The organism is Bifidobacterium pluvialisilvae (assembly GCF_019331695.1).
In the GTDB taxonomy this organism is placed as follows: domain Bacteria; phylum Actinomycetota; class Actinomycetes; order Actinomycetales; family Bifidobacteriaceae; genus Galliscardovia; species Galliscardovia pluvialisilvae.
Map to the genome: position 1 here is coordinate 47,292 of NZ_JAHBBI010000004.1, position 18,941 is coordinate 66,232.

Consider the following 18,941-nt stretch of genomic DNA (forward strand, 5'->3'; position numbering starts at 1 on the left):
AGCAGAAAGCGTCATCCCAACGAAACACTGGAGTAGAACATTGATGCGAATCAACACCCTCGTCCCCGACACCGACGGCGATCTGGCCTGGCCGCCGTTCGGCCAGAACAAGCGGTCCATCGTCGCCGTCGGCAATTTCGACGGCGTGCACCGCGGCCATCAGGCCGTACTCAAGCGCACCGTCGACCTGGCGAAAAGCTACGGATGCGAGTCGGTGGCGGTCGTGTTCGACCCCCGTCCGACCGTTGTACGCAAGTACGCGCAGGAGCATGACGGCGCCGAACTGCCCGTCGACGAATTCTACGACGACCCATACGCGCTCACCGACATCGGCACACGGCTCGACCTCATCGAGAAACTCGGCATCGACCGCGCGCTCGTGATCCGCTACACGATGGCGTTCGGCGCGAAATCGTACCAGTACTTCCTCGGCCAGCTCGTCGGCAAGATCGGCATGCGCAACATCGTGCTCGGCAAGGATTCGCGCATGGGCGCCGGACGCGCCGGCGACCCGAAGTCCATCGACTCCATCGCCCAGGCCACCCGCATGTTCGAGGTCGACGTGGTCGACGACCGTGGCCCCGGCGAAGTGCGCGTGCCGCTGGTCAACACGCCCGAGGCCGCCGAGATCATGGACAAGGTCAACGACCCCGACAACGGCCTGACCAAGGCCGAACGCCGTGCCCTGAGCAAAAGCGTGCCGAACCATCCGGCGCGCGTATGGAGCTCCACGTACGTGCGCTACCTGCTGTCGCACGGCCATGTGGAGAAGGCCGCGGAGATCCTCGGCCGTCCGCATGAGGTCAAGGGCCGCGTGGTCGGCGGCAAGCAGCGCGGCCGCACGCTCGGATTCCCCACCGCCAACGTGGCCGAGGAGGTGAGCGGATTCATGCCTGCCGACGGCGTGTACGCCGGATGGCTCATCGACATCAACCCCGATACGCAGGAGGAGACGCGATACGCCTCCGCCATCTCCATCGGCACCAAGGTGACGTTCGGCGAACCGGAGGCCCGCGTGCTCGAAGCCTACGCCATTCCGCCGCTCGACGCCGACGGCAACCCCGAATGGCTCGACCTCTACGGACACCGCACGCGCGTGGAGTTCGTGAAGTTCCTGCGTCCGCAGGTGCATTTCGACGGTGCCGACGAACTCGTCGCCGAACTCAAGCGCAACGTCGAACAGACCAAGGAGATCTGCAAGTAGGTTTCCGTCCTGTGAGCCTGCCTCCGAACGCATTCGTAATGGAACGTCCCTCCCCTTTGGAGGGGCGTTTTTCGTCTGCGGTTCTAGTGGTCGGAAGGGCTCCGGCTGGGAGCGGTGGCAACTGACCGCTAAATCGCGAGTTGTGGGTGTTTGATTTGCGATAACGGTACTTGGCTCTACGGTATTGCAACGTTTCTTCCTCTCTAATCGGCATTCTCTCCGAATCAAACACCCACAACTCGCGTTTTCGGGTTTGGGGACGGGGATAATAGTGGGGGAATCTGAGGTTTTGGCGGCAAGGAGGCCGAGATGGGCGGAAAAGCGAACGGGAACGGGCGTGGAATCGTGGGACGGGGCGCGAACGTCATCGTGGTGACGGGCGCGTCGAGCGACATGGGACGCGAGTTCGTGCAGCAGATCGCCTACTGGGCTGCGGTGGGCCGCGTCGACGCCGACGAGATATGGGTGATCGCGCGGCGTGAGGAGCGGCTGCGCGGGCTTGTGGGAAGCGTGCCGGTGACGGTACGCCCCGTCGCGCTTGACCTCGCCGACGCCGACGGCCTCGAGACATACCGCGGTCTGCTCGTCGAGAAACGGCCGAACATCGTGATGCTCGCCAACTGCGCCGGCTTCGGCAGAATGGACCACTTCGAGAACGTGCCTCTCGGCGACGAGCTCGCCATGGTGGACCTCAATGTGAAGGCGCCGGTCGCCATGGTCTCGCACAGCCTGCCATACATGCGCGCCGGGTCGCGGATCATGAACCTGTGCTCAATCAGTGGATTCCTGCCCTGCCCGTACATCAACGTGTACGCGGCCACGAAGGCGTTCATGGTCAGCTGGTCGCGGGCGCTCGGCCGCGAGCTCGCCCATCGCGGCATCAAGGTGACGGCCGCATGCCCGTACTGGGTGCGCACCGAATTCTTCGACCGGGCACAGCCGAAACCGGGGGAGCGTCGACCGTTCCACAACTTCGTCGGCATCATGGACGCACGCGCCGTGGTGCGTCAGATCATCGAGGACACGTTCCACGGGCGGGCGCTGTCGCTGCCCGGATGGCCGGCGAAGGTCATCTTCGCGGCGACGAAACTGCTGCCGGTGCGGGCGCTCATGTGGTCGCAGCTGCGGTTGCAGGAGCTGGACGGGCGGCCGTAGCGCAGGGTTCTCATGGTCGTTGTGCTTTCGTGAAGGTGCGGCGGGATGGGTGTGGCGTCGAGTCTCTCCCTCCGTCACGCCTGCGGCGTGCCACCTCCCTCGTCAGAGGGAGGTTGGTTTGTTTGGGTTGTGCTTTCGTGAAGGTGCGGCGGGATGGGTGTGGCGTCGAGTCTCTCCCTCCGTCACGCCTCTGGCGTGCCACCTCCCTCGTCAGAGGGAGGTTATTAAGGAATGGACTAAATATCTAATATCGTGAGAATGATTGGACGAAGTGGCGTGTCGGTGTCATCTCGGGGACACATAAACGCGTCCACGAGGTAACAAGCCGAACTTAGACTCCGTTCTAGATTGCACAGCAAGGCGGTCGTCGAACGTCGCAACGAACGGTATTCGACGACCTGCAAGCGCGTGATCGAACGAACACCTGCATCGACGTGGAAGCCACGTCACAGCGGAAGGAGCATGAGATGAAGCTTGCGGATACGGGTCTCACCCAGGACGAGCTCAAGGGCCTCGTCAAGAAGTACATGATCGAGACGTACGAGCGTTACGATTTCGTCGCCGAACGCGCCGAGGGCATGTACCTCTACGATCCGGACGGCAACGCCTACCTTGATTTCTACGGCGGCATCGCCGTGAACAACGCCGGCAACTGCAACCCGAAGGTCGTGGCGGCCGTGCGCGACCAGGTGGGCGACATCATGCACACCTTCAACTACCCGTACACCATCCCGCAGGCGTTGCTGGCCAAGAAGGTCTGCGACCTCGCCGGCTTCGACAAGATCTTCTACCAGAACTCCGGCACCGAGGCCAACGAGGTGGCCATCAAGCTCGCCCGCAAGTACGGCATCGACCACTTCGGCCCGCACAAGTACGAGATCCTCTCCGCACTGCACTCCTTCCACGGCCGCACCTTCGGCGCCCTGGCCGCGACCGGCCAGCCCGGATCGCTCGCCCAGGACGGCTTCGGCGACATGACCCCCGGCTTCGCCTACGCCGAGTTCAACAACCTTGAGGACTTCAAGGCCAAGATCACCGACAACACCATCGCCATCATGGTCGAGCCCGTGCAGGGCGAGGGCGGCGTGCACCCGGCCACGCAGGAGTTCCTCGAAGGCCTGCGCAAGCTGTGCGACGACAACGGCCTGCTGCTCATCTTCGACGAGGTCCAGACCGGCTGGGGCCGCACCGGCTCCCTGTTCGCCTGGCAGGGCTACGGCGTCGAGCCCGACATCTTCACCATGGCCAAGGGCCTCGGCGGCGGCGTCCCGATCGGTGCCATGGTCACCAAGGACCCGATCGCCGCGTCCCTCACCCCCGGAACCCACGGCACCACGTTCGGCGGCTCCCCGATGTGCACCGCCGCCGCGCTCGCCGAGGTCGACGAGATCGTCAGCCGCAAGCTGCCGGAGAACGCCGCCAAGATGGGCGAGTACTTCATCGAGCAAGGCAAGAGCCTGCCGCACATCAAGGAATCCCGCGGCCGTGGCCTGCTCGTCGGCTTCGAGTTCGACGGCACCGTCAATGCCGTGGACGTCAAGCACGCCGCCCTCAAGCGCGGCCTGCTCACCACCGCCATCGGCAACGACATCATCCGCTGCATCCCGCCGCTGATCGTCACCAAGAAGCAGATCGACGAGGCCATCGAGATCCTCATCGACTCCGTGAACGCCGTCGCCGCCGGCAAGGAGTGATGTTGTATTGCGGATTATCCGCAATACAACATCATCCTGAGCGAAGGGCGCAAGCCCGAAGTCGAAGGATCTTGACCGAGTCGATGGTGCTGCGTGCGGCATTGTCGAGGGCATAGCCCGAAGTCGAAGGATTGTTGACGCTGCGAAAGGTGTCAAAGATCCTTCGACTCCGCCGCAAGCGGCTCCGCTCAGGATGACAATAGAGGGGCGCCGCTCAGGATGACAGTGGAGGGCTTTCCTCAGACCGCCTGTGGCGGCCGGCTCCCCTCGATTATGAGGGGAGCCGGTTGGACGGGACGGGTTCTGGCAATGGGCTCCCCTCGGTGAGGGGAGCTGTCGGCGAAGCCGACTGAGGGGAGGGACGCCTACGCAGTCCACACGTCAACTCCCCTCGACGCGCCGCATCGGTGTCGGACCACCCCCAGTCCGCCTGCGGCGGACAGCCCCCGCCGGCGGGGGCGGATCTCATCCCATCGGCGCCCCTCTGGATTATTATCGTTGACGCTCCTATGCTGGGAACCGCGGTGACGACGCCGCAGATCGAAAGGCACAAACCATGCTCAAGTTTTCCATACCGCAGAACATCATCGTCGATTACGGCGGGGTGAGCCGCCTCGGCACGTACGCAGGCGAACTCAAGATGACGAACGTGCTCATCATCGCCGACCCGTTCCTCGCCGACGCGCCGCTCGCCAAGCAGGCCACCGATTCGCTCGACGAAGCCGGCATCAAGCACACCATGTTCACCGACGTCAAGCCCAACCCGACCGCCGTATGCGTGGACGAGGCAGCCAAACTGTTCAAGGACGGCGGCTGTGACTCCATCATCGCCATCGGCGGCGGCTCCTCGCTCGACGTGGCCAAGGCCGTCGGCGTGGTCGTCAAATACGGCGGCGAGATCGGCGACTACGAAGGCATGAACACCGTGCCCGGCCCCATCGTGCCGTTCATCGCCATCCCCACCACCGCCGGCACCGGCAGCGAGGTCACGTCGTTCTCCGTCATCACCGACGAGGCCCGCAACTACAAGCTCACCGTCGGCTCCAAGCTGCTGCTGCCCGCCTACGCCATCCTCGATCCCGGCGTGCTCGCCACCGTCCCCGCCCGTGTGGCCGCCGCCTGCGGCACCGACGCCATGGTCCACGCCATCGAATCGTTCACCAACACCGTGGACTCCACCTTCTCCGGCATGTATTCGCTGGAGGCGCTGCGCCTCATCGGCAAGTACCTGCGCCGCTTCTACGCCCGTCGTGACGACGCCGAGGCCGCGCGCGGCATGATGGTCGCCGCCACCATGGCCGGCATCGCCTTCGAATCCACGCGTCTCGGACTCGTGCATGCCATGAGCCACCCCATCTCCGCGTTCTTCCACGTGGCGCACGGCGAGGCCAACGGCCTGCTGCTGCCCAGCGTGCTCGAATTCAACGCGCTCGCCGACAAGGGCCAGTACCGGCTCATGCACGAGGCCCTGTTCCCCGACTCCGAATACGACTACCCGGAGGACTTCATCGACGAGATCCGTTCGCTGCTTGCCGAGATTAGCATCCCCGATTCGCTGGAGGCGGCCGGCGTCGACCGCGAGGCGTTCCCCGCGGTCGTCGACCAGATGACCAAGGACGCCATGGCGTCCGGCAACATCGCGGTCAACCCGCGTGCCGTCACCCCGAAGGATGTGGAGGCGATCTATCGAGCATTGTGACTGTTGTGCCGCAGTCGTTATGATTGCGTATTGACGGCGTCGCTCCTCTCTGCGACACCGTGTTGTGGGAATTGAAGCGCCGTGAACTACCTGTTCGGTTGTTCACGGCGCTTCGCTATTCGCTCCAGGCATTATTCGGTCGTCATCTATTCGATTTCGTCGTTTATTCCGTTTTCGCCGATGCGGCAATACAGATGGTATGGCACGTCGGCCGGGATCTGCGCGATGGGCTCGAACCGCAGAGAGCCGCCGCGGGCGTCATGATAGGCGAAAGCGACGGGATGGTCGGCGTCGGACGGTGGAATTCGTGCGAATGATGCGGCGACGTCGTCGGGGTCCACGACGATATGCGGCATCGCCGGGGTGAGGGCTTCACCGCTGGCATGGCCGTTGGAAGAGCCGCCGCCGCGCTCGTCGTGGTCATTGTCGCCGGCAAGCGCGGCCAGTACGTACGGCCCCCACATGACCGACGCCACGTCAATGTCGTCGGGCGTGCGGACGAGGCCCAAATCGATGGGGAATCGGATGATGATGTCGGACAGGGGATTGCTGTCCAGCTGTTTCACGGGAAACACGAGTTCATGCGCGACGGCATCGTAATCGACGTCGTCGAATCGCCGGCCGTTGATAGTGACGATGGTGTCCGTCGGGAGGCTTTCGCCGTCGTCGGCGTCATCGAAGGCGGGGAACGCGCGACCGAGCGCCCACCACGGCACGCGGACGCGCAGCGTCGCGGCCGTCAGGTGGTCGATACGGATATGGACGACGTTCGGCGTCTCGTCGGCCACGTCGATACGCATGGCGATGCCGTCGTCCGGTGAATCGACGCGCATGGATTCCAGCAGTTGGATGTGTACGGCGTCCATTCGGTCGTCGACGAGCAGCGCGCCGTCGCCGGCACGGAAATGGGCTTCCAATCCGGTGCCATGGCAGCAGGTGTCGCCGTCGAGGTCGAAGGATTTGCGGCCGGCCGGCCGGGTCGGCAGGAAATACGTGCTGCCGCCGTTCGGCGCCGAACGGTCGATGGACGCGGCGATGTGGTTGCGCAGCGCCAGTTCGATATAGTCGCCGTATTCGGGGGAGGGGACGGTGGCCCCGCCATCGTCGTGTATGCCGTCGAATGTGTTGCCATGGTCACGCAGTCCGGCGGCGAGCTTGATGAGATTGTAGGTGGCGCATGTCTCGGCCGTGTCGTCGTCGAGCAATGCGGCGATGACGTTCGACGTGCGGAACATCTCACCCTGCCCGACGCCGCCGACCGCATACATGTGCGAGGCCATGACCTCATGCCAGAAACGTTCCGACGTCCGGAGATACGCGGCGTCGCCGGTCCGTTCGGCGATGGCGAGATGGCCGATGACCTGGGGGATGTGCTGGTTCGCATGCATGCCGTCCAACGCGTCGACGTGCTGTCGGAGCGGCTCGAGCAGCCGGTCGTTGTCGAACCATCGCGCGGCGTCGAGGAACCTCGCGGCATCGGTGTCGTCGTCGGCATCGGAGACTGTGCCGTCGTCACCGGCATCGGCGGCCATGGCCGCGTGCCGGCGGACGATGCCGGCGAGGCGTGCCATCGATTCGTTCATGCCGCCGAATTCGCCGGCGATGTACGTGCCCCACATGCGTTGCCGCAGTCGCGGGTCCAGTCGTCCCAATCGGTCGACGACCCAGCGGCCGATGCCTTCGACGACGGGCAGCGCCTCGTCGACGCCGGTCTCGTAGGCGTCGATAAGGCCGGCGATGATTTTGTGCAGCGTATAGTACGGCGCCCATACGTCGGGGTAGGGGACGAGCCGTTCGAGATCGTCGAACTGCCGTTCGTCGTAGGCGCTGAGAAAACCGGGATGGCAGTCGGGCCGTCGCGCGAACGCCCGCTGCACTTCGGCGAGGCCGTGCACGAGTTCGGCGAGCTTGCCGCGAACCTGTTCGTCGCCGGTCGATTGCGCGCACAGGGCGTATGCGGAGAGCACGTGGCCGGTGGTATGGCCGCGCAACAGACAGTCCGGCGAATCCCAGCCGGTCATCGGCTCCGCGCCGCGCGTGTCGAGTCCGGCGGCCGCACGGAACGCATACAGCAGCCGGTCGTTATCCAGGGAACGCAGATAATCACGGCGAAGCCGCTGGTCGTGGCCGATGACGGAACGTTCGCCGAAGCGGATGGCGGTGAGGGGGATGCCGCGCAGCGTCGGCTTGGTTGGGGAACCATTGGAATGGTCGGCATCGATATCGTCGTCGACGCCGTTGCCATCGTCGTGGCCGATGACGACGTCGATGACCGCCTGCACGGGGTGCGACGGTTCGGCGCCGGTATGGCCGTCGACGACGAACCGTCGTGATGACGATGATGCCGATGATGATAATGATGTCGATGACGGTGACGGCACGTCGATGACGGCTTCGGGCTCCGGCCATTGCAACGGCACGGCGATGGCGCCGATGCCGGTGACGGCCGCGCCCCACGAGGGCAGGGGAATGCGTCGCGGACCAGCGTCGCCGGGGGAGACGACGATTCGTCGCCTGACCGGCGGCACGGATTCGATGGCTGCCCGGTATGGCTGCTGCAGGACGGTGACGTGGAATTCGCGGGTCGCGGTGGCGTCGCCGTTCGTGACCGTGGCGGTGAGCGTGACCTTGCGGTTGCCGCGGCCGAACACCGGCCGGCGCACGCGGCCGGCATCGTCCAGCCAGCGGTCGTCCGAGGAACGCCACGTGATGCGGGAGCCCCGACGGCCGGTCGTGGGCAGGTCGAGGTCGAATTCCACGGTGGCGAGATTGCCGAGGGAGATCGCCTCGGCGTCGGATTGTGCGGTGCCGTCGGATTGTGCGAAGGTGGGGCGTGCGGTATCGGTCATGGTTGCGGCTTTCGTGAGTGATGGTGTGGAATCGGCCTGTGGCCGATGCTGGGTTGATTGCGGCCTTGCGGCCGCGGTCTCTCCCTCCGTCACGCCTGCGGCGTGCCACCTCCCTCGTCAGAGGGAGGTTGGTTTGTTCGGGTCGTGTTTTCGTGAAGGTGTGGCGGGGTGGGGTGGTGTCGAGTCTCTCCCTCCGTCACGCCTTTGGCGTGCCACCTCCCTCGTCAGAGGGAGGCGTCGACGGCGGTGAGGATGAAGAGGCGCGAGGAGCCGTCGCCGGGGAAGGGATCCCGCCCCCAGGTGACGGTGGTGCGGTCGGTCAACGGCAGACCGGCATGCATGAGCTCGTCCCCGTACCGCGGCCGCCATGGTGTGAACCCCCTGCCGGCCATGGCGGTGTCGCCGGCGTCGGCGACGGCCGTGTCGACCTCCGTGACGGCATAGCGCATATCGGCGTCGAGGCCGGCGAGCCGCAGCCATGGCACGGGCGCGTTCACGCCGGTCAACGCCCGGTACCATCCGACGACGGCGTTGCGACGGTCGGCCGAGACGACCATCCATGCGGCGTCGGCGGCATCGAATCCGGGCCGTGGCGCGAACGGGCTGCGCAGCCGCCAGAACGTGCCGGACCGCATCAGCGGTCCCAGACGCTTCGACCAGTCGATCTGGCGGCTGATCCGCGCACACTCGCCGTCGTCGAGCAGGGCGGGGTCGAGCTCGTATCCGAACGTGCCGAACAACGCCACGTCACCACGCATCTTCAGCGGCAGGCGTCTGCCGGTCTCCTCGTTGGGAACCGCGGAGACATGGTTGGAGCATGCTCCGACGGGATACATCATCGACGTGCCGTACTGGATCTTCACCCGTTCCAGCGCATCGGTGTCGTCGGATATCCACGCCTGCGGCGCATAGGCGAGCGTGCCGGCGTCCACGCGGGCGCCGCCGCTCGCGCACGATTCGATGAGCAGGTCGGGGAACCGTGCGGCGAGACCGTGCAGCAGCCGATAATATCCAAGCGCGTACCGGTGGAACACCTCGCCCTGCCGGTCGGGCGGCAGGGCGCGCGAATACGCCTCGGAGAGCGACCGGTTCATATCCCATTTGATGTAGTCGACGCCGGCCTTCCCGATGACGTCGCCGATCGTCCGCCGCAGATATGCGACGACGTCCGGACGGGTCATGTCCAACACATACTGGCATCGTTGCACGCCCAGCGCATGCAACGGCAGCCGCGGGTCGCCGAGCACCCAGTCGGGGTGGGTACGGTACAGGTCGCTGTCCTCGCTGATCATCTCCGGTTCGAACCACAGGCCGAAGCCCATGCCCATACGATGTACGGCGTCGGCGAGCGGCTTCAGGCCGTTCGGGAACTTGCGGCGGTCGGCGAACCAGTCGCCCAACGACGAATCCGCACGGTCGCGGTGGCCGAACCATCCGTCGTCCACGACCAGCATCTCCATGCCGAGTTCCTTCGCCGACCGCGCCATGGCCGTGAGCGACGTCTCGTCCATCGCCATGTGCACGGCCTCCCACGTGTTGACGACGATGGGGGAGCGGCACGCGTTCCATGGCCGGCGGATGAGATTGCGGCGGTATAGCGCGTGCAGCGCCTGGCTCAGCCCGTTGAACCCGGCGCCGCTGTAGGCGAGGATCGCCTCCGGCGTCTGGAACGTCTCACCGGGGGCGAGCCGCCATGAGAACGGTTCCGGGTTGATGCCGATGCGCAACCTGGTGCGGGCGTACGAATCCACGAACACCGAGGCGTCGAAATTGCCGCTGTACACCAATGTGGCGGCCATGGCCTCGCCCTGCATCTCGTCGGCGTTCGGCCGGGCGAGTGCAAGATACGGGTTCGCGTGCTGGCTGCTGTGCCCGCGGATGGACGAGACGCCCTGCAGTCCGGTGCGCAGCGGCGTGCGTTCGACATGCGCCTCGCGTGCCCATGCCCCGGTGAGCGTGAGCATGTCCCAATCGGCGTCGGGAAGGTCGAGGCTGGCGCTGTATGCGGATTCCACGGTCTGCGGCAGGTGTGAGACGTTCGTGACGCGCACGCTGCGCGCGACGACGGGCAGGCCGTCGAACATCGTCTCCGACAGCGTGACCCTGAGGCCGAACGACGCGTCGGCGAGGTCGATCTCCAGCGTCGCGCAGTCGGCGTCGTCCCCGGTGCCGTTGGCGAATGTGGACGGCAGTCCGTCGAGCGGAACCTTTCCGGAAACGATGCGATACGCGTCGTACGCGAGTTTCACGGCGTGCGACCCCGCCGCGTCACCCACGTCCAGGGCGCACGGCCGCAGGTCCGACGAACCGCCCTGCGGATACTCCCGTCGTATCTGCTCCAGCGAGAGGCCGGGATGGCCGGCGTCCGTCTGCAACGTGTCCCGGACGGCGAGCTCCTGCAGGTCGGAGAAGTCATCACGGTCGTGAATCGCTGGACCGAAGTATATGGTGTTGGGTTCCCCGCCGGGAAGGATGCGGATGACATGGCTGACCAGGCCGTTGGTCACGTGGAACTGGCCATCATGCGTGATGATTCGTGTTTCCAAGCCCCTCACCCCCTGCGTGGTCGTTCGGATGCGTGGCCACGTTACCACCGCGTTCGTTTCGGGGACTTAAAGGTCGCGTAACGACAATACTGCCGGCTAGACCATAGTTCACTTGTGTTTTACATATCGGCAAATCTTATGGCGAATTCAAAACGTTATATGTATCCCAACATCTCCACCCACGGAAATGCGGGACCGGTGTTATCGCGGTCCATGTCTCCGACGTTCCGACGATCATTCCCACAATCGCGAAACGCCGTTCACAGAGAGGAAAATACGATGAAAAAGCAAATGACGGCGCTGGCGGCGTTGGTCGCCGTATGCGCCATGACGTTGAGCGGCTGCGGCGGCTCGGGCTCCAGCGACTCCGGCACGGCCAAGACCGGCGGTACCATCAAGCTGGTCGGCACCGACGACATCGACCACCTCGACCCGACCGGCAGCTCACTGGTGAGCACCTACACGTTCCAGCGCGCCATCAGCCGCCAGCTCATCAGCTACAAGGCCAGCAACGACGCCAAGGAGCAGGTCGAGGCCCAGCCCGACCTCGCCGCATCCATGCCCGAGGTCTCCTCCGACGGCCTCACCTACACGTTCAAGCTGCGCACGGACGCCATGTGGAGCACCAGCCCCGCCCGCGCCATCACCTCCGAGGACGTGGCCAACGGCTTCAAGAAGGTGTGCAACCCGCTGCTGCCCTCCGCCGCCGCCAGCTACTACAACGTCATCCAGGGCATGGAGGAGTACTGCGCCGCATACGACATCAAGAACCCCACCACCGCGAACGTGAAGAAGCACATCCTCGACGACAAGGTCTCCGGCATCACCACGCCCGACGACCACACCATCGTGTTCAAGCTCAAGGAGAAGGCCTCCGACTTCATCTACATGGTGTCGCTCGACAACGTCTCCCCGGTGGCCAAGGAATCGCTCGACTACGAGCCCGACAGCCCCGACTACCGCAAGAACTACATCTCGTCCGGCCCCTACACCGTAGACGACTACAAGGCCGACAGCCACCTGTACCTCAAGCGCAACCCCAACTGGAAGAAGGCCTCCGACCCGCTGCGCGCCGCCAACGCCGACCGCATCGAGTTCACGTTCGGCGTCAGCGCCGACAACGCCCTCCAGCAGGTGTCCAACGGCGACGCCGACGGCCTATGGGCCATGAACGTGCCCGCCGCGCAATGGGGTACCCTCAAGGCCACCAACGGCGACAGCATGAGCGCGTTCTCCCAGGGAGGCACCAACTTCCTGTGGTTCAACACCCTCTCCAACAACAACGGCGGCGCATTGAAGAAGACCGAGGTGCGCAAGGCCCTGCAGTACTCCGTCGACAAGGCGGCGTTCGTGCAGAAGCTCGGCGGCTCCGAACTCGCCGAGCCCGCGGTCGGCATCTTCGGACGCGGCGTCATCGGCTTCAACGAGAACAGCGACCCGTACAAGACCGATGGCAACAAGGGCGACCCGGCCAAGACCAAGGAGCTGCTCGCCAAGGCCGGCGCCAGCAACCTCACGCTCAAGCTCGCCTACCGCTCCGACAACGCGACCGAGCCCTCCATCGCCCAGATCATCCAGCAGGACATGAAGAAGGCCGGCGTGAACGTGCAGCTCGTGCCCGTGCCCGCCTCCGACTTCTACGCCAGCTTCATGACCACGCCCGACAACACCAAGAACGGCAAGTGGGACATCGCCCTGTGCGGATGGAACCCCGACTGGGTCGGCGGCGCCGCACGCTCCGTCTTCCAGCCGCAGTTCACCTACACCGGCACCGCCCAGGTCTACAACTACGACAACTACAACAACGACAAGGCCAGCGAACTCGCCAAGAAGGCGCTCGCCAGCTCCAGCACCTCGGACGCCGAGAAGATCTGGGGCCAGGTCAACGACGCCGTCATGGACGACCCGCCGGTGCTGCCGCTCTACTCGGTGAAGGCCACCCTGATCCACAGCAGCGCGATCAAGAACGCCTCCATCTTCGCCCTGTCCGCCGGCTACGACTGGACCAACGTCTCGGTCGAACGATAGGCGGACCGACGCCCCGCCCGCCCCGCACGGGCGGGGCGTCGCCCTTTCCCTCCATCCATCAGGAGCACAAGGAGCTACGGAAATGTCCATTCTTCAGGTACACGACGTCAGCGTGGATCTGCCCACCGAGGACGGCGTCGTCCATGCGGTGCAGCACGTGTCATTCGACGTCGACAAAGGCGAGGTGTTCGGCATCGTCGGCGAATCCGGCTCCGGCAAGAGCGTGCTCACCCAGGCCATCACCGGCCTCATGCCCGGCGCCGAGGTCCACGGCACCGCCGTATTCGACGGCGTCGACCTGCTCAAGGCCACGCCCCGGCAGCTGCGGTCCATGCGCGGCAACAAGATCGGCATGATCTTCCAGGACCCGCTGTCCAGCCTGCACCCATACTTCACTATCGGCTCGCAGATCGTCGAGGTCATCAGGACCCACGAGCCGAAGACCTCCCGCGACGACGCGAAAGCCCGGGCCATCGAAATGCTCGAGATGGTCGGCATCAAGAACGCCGACAAACGCTTCGGCGACTACCCGCACCAGTTCTCCGGCGGCATGAGGCAGCGCGTGATGATCGCCATGGCCCTCGTGCTGCGGCCCGAGATCATCATCGCCGACGAACCGACCACCGCACTCGACGTGACCATCCAGAAGCAGGTGCTCGACGTGCTGCGCGACATGTCCGACAAGCTCGGCACCACCGTGGTCATGATCTCCCACGACCTCACCCTGCTCGGCTCGTTCGCCGACCGGGCCATGGTCATGTACGCCGGCCACCAGCTGGAGATGGGACCGGTCTCCGCACTGTTCTCCCGCCCCGCCCACCCGTACACGCTCGGCCTGCTGCACTCCTCACCCGACGCCGAGAACGACCGCAAGCGGCTCACCCCCATCGAAGGCCGTATGCCCAGCCTGCTCGACATCCCCGTCGGCTGCGTGTTCGCGCCACGCTGCCCCAACGCCACCGACCGTTGCGGGCTCACCGCCCCGCCGCGCCGCACGCTCAGCGACGGCGTGACCGTGAGCTGCTGGCGCCGGGCCGACCCCACCCCGGCCGAGGCCAAGCCGGAGATCGACGAATTCGTGCTCCAACGCGCCCGCGACCGCGCCGAGGAGCAGGCCGCCGCCAAGGATGCCGCCGCCAACGGCACCGAGGAATGGCCGCTCGACAAAAACGCGCCCATCGCGCTCGTCGAGGACCTCCACCTCACCTACAACGCCGGCACCCGCAAGGCGGTCGAGGTGCTCAAGGGCATCGACCTGACCGTCAACCGCGGCGACTCCATCGGCCTCGTCGGCGAATCCGGCTGCGGCAAGACCACGCTCGCCCGCGTGATCGCCGGACTGCTGCCCGCCACCAGCGGCAAGGTCATGCTGCTCGGCCAGGACAACAGCACCGTCAGCCGTGCCGAATGGCGCGAACAGCGCCGCCACGTGCAGCTCGTGTTCCAGGACCCGTACGGCTCGCTCAACCCGCGCCGCCGCGTCGGCTCCATCATCGGCGAACCCATCCGCATCCAGCATCACTGGTCCGGCAACCGGCTGAAGAAACGCGTGCAGGAGCTCATGGAGCTCGTCGGACTCAACCCCGAACACTACAACCGGTACCCCGGCGAATTCTCCGGCGGCCAGCGCCAGCGCATCGGCATCGCCCGCGCGCTCGCCCTCGACCCCGAGCTCATCATCTTCGACGAACCGGTCTCCGCGCTCGACGTCTCCATCCAGGCGCAGATCCTCAATCTCATCCAGGACCTGCAGGACGCGTTCGGCTACACCTACCTGTTCATCTCGCACGACCTCGCCGTCGTGCGCCACGTGTGCAGCCGCGTCGTCGTCATCGAAAACGGCCGGATCGTGGAACGCGGCGACACCGAACGGATCTACGACGCCCCGCAGGCGCCCTTCACCAAACGCCTGCTTGCCGCGTCCATCCGAGCCGTGCCCCCGGAGTCGCAGGAAACGGCCCATCGCACACTCGTCAAGGAGGTGGTGGCATGAGCGAGGCCACCGTACGCAACACCACATCGGCCGACGCCAAGACCAGCCTCGGCTCGGTCGGCGCCGCAAGCAACAAGCCGAAGCCCGCGCGCAAGATCGAACAGCTGAGCACCGGACAGGCCACATGGCGCAGGCTCCGCCACGACAAGGCCTCGATGATCGCCCTCGGATTCATCGTGTTCCTCGTGCTCATGGCCGTCTTCGCGCCCGTGCTCGCCTCCATCACCGGACACGACCCCGCGCAGCAGTACCGCGAGATCGGCCTGACCGCCACCGGTCTGCCCACCGGTCCGGGCAAGGCGTTCTGGTTCGGCGCCGACCAGCTCGGCCGCGACGAGCTCGTCCGCATCGCCTACGGCGCGCGCGTATCGCTGCTGGTCGGCGTGGTCGCCTCCATGTGCGGCTCGCTCATCGCCGTCATCATCGGCGTATTGGCCGGCTACTTCGGCGGCTGGGTCGACAACGTGCTCTCCCGCATCACCGACTTCGTCATGACCATCCCGTTCCTGCTGTGCGCGCTGGCCCTCGTCTCCGTGTTCGGCGCGAGCATCCGCATGTGCCTGTTCGTCGTCATCTTCTTCTCATGGGCCGTCACCGGGCGAGTCATCCGCGCCCAGGTGCAGGTGCTCAAGAAGAAGGAGTTCGTCGAGGCGGCACGGTCGCTCGGTGCCTCCGACGCGTCCATCATCGTCAAGGACATCCTGCCGAACCTCACCGAAACGATCATCGTCTACACCACGCAGGGCATCCCCAGCTGCATCGTGTTCGAGGCGTCGCTGTCGTTCCTCGGCATGGGCATCGTGCCGCCGACGCCAAGCTGGGGCGGTATGCTCTCCGAGGCCGCCGGCAACTCCATCTACATGGTCGCGCCATGGCTCGTGTTCTTCCCCGGCCTGTTCCTGCTCATGACCACGCTTTCGTTCAACATCCTCGGTGACGGCCTGCGCGACGCCCTCGATCCGAAGGCCGGCCGGCGCATGCTCGCCAAACGACGCAGGAAGAAGGGCGCGGCCGCCGTGGCCGCGGTCACACCGGTGGCGGCGCAGATCGCCGCCGCGAACGACGACATCGCCGCGGCGACGGCCGATTCGGCACCGTTGGCATCATCCATGACGTCGGCGTCGGCGACATCGTCGACCTCATCAACGACGTCATCAACGACGACCAAGGAAGGCGACTGACATGGTCAAGCAGATTCTCCGGCGGCTCCTCTTCGCCGTCATCATCCTGTTCCTGCTGAGCATCTTCGTGTTCGCGCTGTTCTACATCGCGCCCGGCAACCCCGCCCGACTCATCGCCGGCGAAAAGGCCAGCCAGGAGGTGCTCGACCAGGTCACCCGCAACCTCGGCCTCGACAAACCCCTGTGGCAGCAGTACATCCGGTTCATCACCCACGCGTTCCAAGGCGACTTCGGCATCTCCTACCGCAACCAGACGCCCGTAACCGAACTCATCCTCTCCCGACTGCCCGTCACGTTCTCGCTCGTCGGCGGCGCCGTCATCATCTGGCTGCTCATCGGCGTGCCGCTCGGCGTGGTCTCCGCCACCCACCCCGGCACATGGAAGGACCGCCTCGCCCAGGTGCTCAGCCAGCTGTTCATCAGCTTCCCCTCCTTCGTGCTCGGCATGTTCCTGCTCTACCTGCTTTACTACCTGCCCAAGCGCAACGGCTTCACGTTGTTCCCCCCGGGCGGCTACAAGCCCCTCGAGGACGGCTTCATCGACTGGGCATGGCACATGGTGCTGCCCTGGCTCACCCTCGCCCTGCTCATGGCCGCCCTCTACCAGCGCCTCACCCGCGCCGAGATGATCGACGTACTCGGCGAGGACTACATCCGCACCGCCCGCGCCAAAGGCATCTCCGAACGCAAGGTCATCTACAAGCACGGCCTGCGGTCCACGCTCACCGTGCTCACCACGCAGCTCGGCGCCGACATCGGCTCCCTGCTCTCCGGCTCCATCATCATCGAACAGGTCTTCGGCCTGCAGGGAGTCGGCGCGCTCGCCGTCAAATCGGTGAACACACAGGACCGGCCCGTCATCATCGGCGTCGTATTGCTCGGCGGATTCTTCATCGTGATGATGAACCTGCTCGTCGACATCCTCCACGTGGCGTTGGAGCCCACGCTGCGGCGCTGACGCATCGCATCCGCCGCTCCCCGTATCGTCGGGCCACCGGACTGTGCATGTCGCGCCCGGACGGCCCGACGGGCGCCATACGGGTACCATGGGGCCTTATGCAGCAGACTGAGGCTTTGGCCATGCTCGACGCCGGCGCGAACGTGTTCCTCACCGGTGCCCCGGGCGCCGGCAAGACCTACGTATTGAACGAGTTCATCCGCGCCGCACGTCGTGCCGGCAAGTCGGTGGCCGTCACCGCGTCCACCGGCATCGCCGCCACGCACGTCAACGGGCAGACCATCCATTCGTGGAGCGGCGTCGGCGTCGCCACCGTGCTGGAGCCGGCCACGCTCAAACGCATCACAACACGACGACGCAAGGCCATCGCCGCCACCGACGTGCTCGTCATCGACGAGGTCTCGATGATGCACGCCTGGCTGTTCGACATGGTCGACGAGGTCTGCCGCGTGCTGCGCCGCGACGACCGTCCATTCGGCGGCCTGCAGGTGGTCATATCCGGCGACTTCTTCCAACTGCCGCCGGTCAGCCGGTCGGGACGCAACAACGACATGATGACGCCAAGCGAGGCGTTCCTGCGTTCGCGTGAGGAATACGCGCGGCGCGGCCTCGACCCGGAAGGCTTCGTCACCGAATCATTGGTGTGGAATCGCCTGAATCCCACAATCTGCTATCTGACCGAACAGCATCGTCAGGACGACGGCCAGCTGCTCGGCGTGCTCACCGACATCCGCGACGGCGGCGTGACCGACGCCGACCGTGCCGTGCTCGCCTCACGCATCGGACGATTCCCGGAACCGGGCGTCATCGCCACCAATCTGTTTCCCACGAATCGTCAGGCCGACGCGCTCAACGACCGCATGCTCGCCGCGATACCGGACGAAGCCCACGAATTCCACGCCGAGTCGGCCGGCTCGGCACAACTGGTGGCGCGGCTGAAAAAGAACATGCTCGCCCCCGAACGCCTCGTTCTGAAGCGTGGCGCGGCGGTCATGGCGCTGCGCAACGACCAGGACCATCAGTACGTCAACGGGTCCATCGGCACGGTCGTCGAATTCGAACAGGAGAACAAGGGCGGCTGGCCCATCGTACGGTTCGAAAACGGCAACACCGTGACCATGAAGCCGGCCGCCTGGGAGATGATGGACGGCGAGACCGTGCTCGCCAGCGTCAACCAGGTGCCGTTGCGCTGCGCATGGGGCATCACCATCCACAAGTCGCAGGGCATGACGCTCGACCGGGCCGTCATGGACCTGCGACGCACGTTCGCACCCGGCATGGGATACGTCGCGTTGTCCCGAGTCGAGGCGCTCGACGGACTCTATCTGCATGGCATCAACGAGAAGGCGTTCCTCGTCTCCGACGACGCCGTACGACTCGACTCCCGGCTGCGGGAGGCGTCCCGGTCGGCGTCCGAACGGCTCGCCGCCGAAGGCGCCGACGCGTTCGACCCGCGTAGACGCAAGAATTCCGACGCGCCAGGGGAGTCGTCGGATGACGACGAATTCGACGAATTCATGCAGGACGCGCTGTTCTGATTCGCTGTTCCGCATCGTCGTGCTGTTTTGTGACGTCGGACGTCACGTCCGCACACGGATCACTCGCGGCCGTCCATTGTGAACGGTCGCCAACGG

11 protein-coding genes are annotated in these 18,941 nt (G+C 65.5%); 9 read left to right on the forward strand and 2 right to left on the reverse strand.

Going from position 1 to position 18,941, the window contains the following annotated elements; genetic code table 11:
* Nucleotides 1-43 precede the first annotated feature (43 nt).
* From ribF to KIH77_RS04425, 4 genes are all read left to right on the forward strand, one after another.
* A complete protein-coding gene (gene ribF / locus KIH77_RS04410; RefSeq protein WP_219099900.1) occupies nucleotides 44-1,204 on the forward strand; it encodes a bifunctional riboflavin kinase/FMN adenylyltransferase in 1,161 nt (386 codons plus the stop codon).
* A 309-nt stretch (nucleotides 1,205-1,513) separates the two neighbouring features.
* On the forward strand, nucleotides 1,514-2,359 hold the full coding sequence (locus tag KIH77_RS04415) for an SDR family NAD(P)-dependent oxidoreductase (RefSeq protein WP_219099901.1): 846 nt from the start codon (nucleotides 1,514-1,516) through the stop codon (nucleotides 2,357-2,359).
* 467 nt (nucleotides 2,360-2,826) lie between these two features.
* Nucleotides 2,827-4,053, forward strand: coding sequence for an aspartate aminotransferase family protein (locus tag KIH77_RS04420; RefSeq protein WP_219099902.1), 1,227 nt, complete (start codon nucleotides 2,827-2,829; stop codon nucleotides 4,051-4,053).
* A gap of 556 nt (nucleotides 4,054-4,609) precedes the next feature.
* Nucleotides 4,610-5,752, forward strand: a complete 1,143-nt coding sequence (locus KIH77_RS04425) for an iron-containing alcohol dehydrogenase (RefSeq protein WP_219099903.1) — start codon at nucleotides 4,610-4,612, stop codon at nucleotides 5,750-5,752.
* 146 nt (nucleotides 5,753-5,898) lie between these two features.
* Here the strand turns inward: KIH77_RS04425 and KIH77_RS04430 are convergent, their stop codons facing one another.
* Together KIH77_RS04430 and KIH77_RS04435 are read right to left on the reverse strand one after the other, a co-directional pair.
* Nucleotides 5,899-8,601: a beta-L-arabinofuranosidase domain-containing protein gene (locus KIH77_RS04430; RefSeq protein WP_219099904.1), complete on the reverse strand. Its 2,703-nt coding sequence runs from the start codon at nucleotides 8,599-8,601 to the stop codon at nucleotides 5,899-5,901.
* Nucleotides 8,602-8,825: 224 nt separating this feature from the next.
* Entirely contained in the window at nucleotides 8,826-11,147 is a 2,322-nt protein-coding gene (locus tag KIH77_RS04435) for an alpha-galactosidase (RefSeq protein WP_219099905.1), read from the reverse strand.
* Between the two features lie 279 nt (nucleotides 11,148-11,426).
* Between KIH77_RS04435 and KIH77_RS04440 the strand changes: the two genes are divergently transcribed.
* From KIH77_RS04440 to KIH77_RS04460, 5 genes are all read left to right on the forward strand, one after another.
* Nucleotides 11,427-13,175 carry an ABC transporter substrate-binding protein gene (locus KIH77_RS04440; protein ID WP_219099906.1) on the forward strand — a complete coding sequence of 583 codons (1,749 nt, stop codon included), beginning with the start codon at nucleotides 11,427-11,429 and terminating at the stop codon, nucleotides 13,173-13,175.
* A gap of 82 nt (nucleotides 13,176-13,257) precedes the next feature.
* Nucleotides 13,258-15,168 carry a dipeptide ABC transporter ATP-binding protein gene (locus KIH77_RS04445; RefSeq protein WP_219099907.1) on the forward strand — a complete coding sequence of 637 codons (1,911 nt, stop codon included), beginning with the start codon at nucleotides 13,258-13,260 and terminating at the stop codon, nucleotides 15,166-15,168.
* Entirely contained in the window at nucleotides 15,165-16,349 is a 1,185-nt protein-coding gene (locus KIH77_RS04450; RefSeq protein ID WP_219099908.1) for an ABC transporter permease, read from the forward strand. Before KIH77_RS04445 ends, KIH77_RS04450 begins: the two co-directional genes overlap by 4 nt.
* A 1-nt stretch (nucleotide 16,350) precedes the next feature.
* Nucleotides 16,351-17,307: an ABC transporter permease gene (locus KIH77_RS04455; RefSeq protein ID WP_100510761.1), complete on the forward strand. Its 957-nt coding sequence runs from the start codon at nucleotides 16,351-16,353 to the stop codon at nucleotides 17,305-17,307.
* 98 nt (nucleotides 17,308-17,405) lie between these two features.
* Complete coding sequence (locus tag KIH77_RS04460) at nucleotides 17,406-18,845, forward strand: PIF1 family DEAD/DEAH box helicase (RefSeq protein ID WP_219099909.1); 1,440 nt, start codon at nucleotides 17,406-17,408, stop codon at nucleotides 18,843-18,845.
* Nucleotides 18,846-18,941 lie beyond the last annotated feature (96 nt).